General features: G+C 49.5%; 1 protein-coding gene. It reads left to right on the plus strand.

Annotated features, from left to right (window positions below; translation table 11 throughout):
* Positions 1–594: IS1595 family transposase (locus tag ACOCD2_RS24960; RefSeq protein WP_419626355.1), on the plus strand; the 594-nt coding region annotated here is incomplete at its 5' end.
* Between the last annotated feature and the right edge of the window lie 22 nt (positions 595–616).

A 616-nucleotide genomic window follows, 5' to 3' on the forward strand; every position in this document is an offset into this window, starting at 1 on the left:
ATGAAGCACAAGCTGATGCAAGTGATGCTGGAGCGTGAGAAAGGAAAAAAGCTCAGTGGCCGTATTGAGATAGATGATGCATATATCGGTGGTGAGCGTCCAGGAAAGCCTGGGCGTGGCGCTGCACATAAGGCTCCGTTTATTGCCGTCGTTGAAACGGAAGGGGAAGAACATCGCCCTCAGCGGATGCAATTGCGGACAGTCAGTGGGTTTCGTAGTGCTGAAATCGAACGTTACGCAAAGATGAGCCTGGAGGTTGGAAGCATTGTGGTCAGCGATGGCTTGGCTTGTTTCAAAGCAGTGGAAAAGGCAGGATGCCATCCTATTCCTTTCGTCTCCGAAGGTGGGCGTAAAGGGGTTGAACACCCATCCTTCAAATGGGTGAATACCATGCCGGGCAACGTAAAAAATGCAATAACCGGAACCTTTCATTCTGTAAGCCTTAAGCATGTTCCCAGGTATCTTGCAGAGTTTGAGTATCGGTTCAACCGGCGGTATCGATTGGATGACATGATTGAGCGACTCGCCTACGTTGGCCTCAGGACGCCTCCCATGCCGTATCGTTTCTTACGAATGGCTGAGATTGATGGGTAATCAAGTAAGTTAATGACATTGA

Source organism: Thiolapillus sp., from assembly GCF_048562965.1.
In the GTDB taxonomy this organism is placed as follows: domain Bacteria; phylum Pseudomonadota; class Gammaproteobacteria; order Chromatiales; family Chromatiaceae; genus Thiolapillus; species Thiolapillus brandeum_A.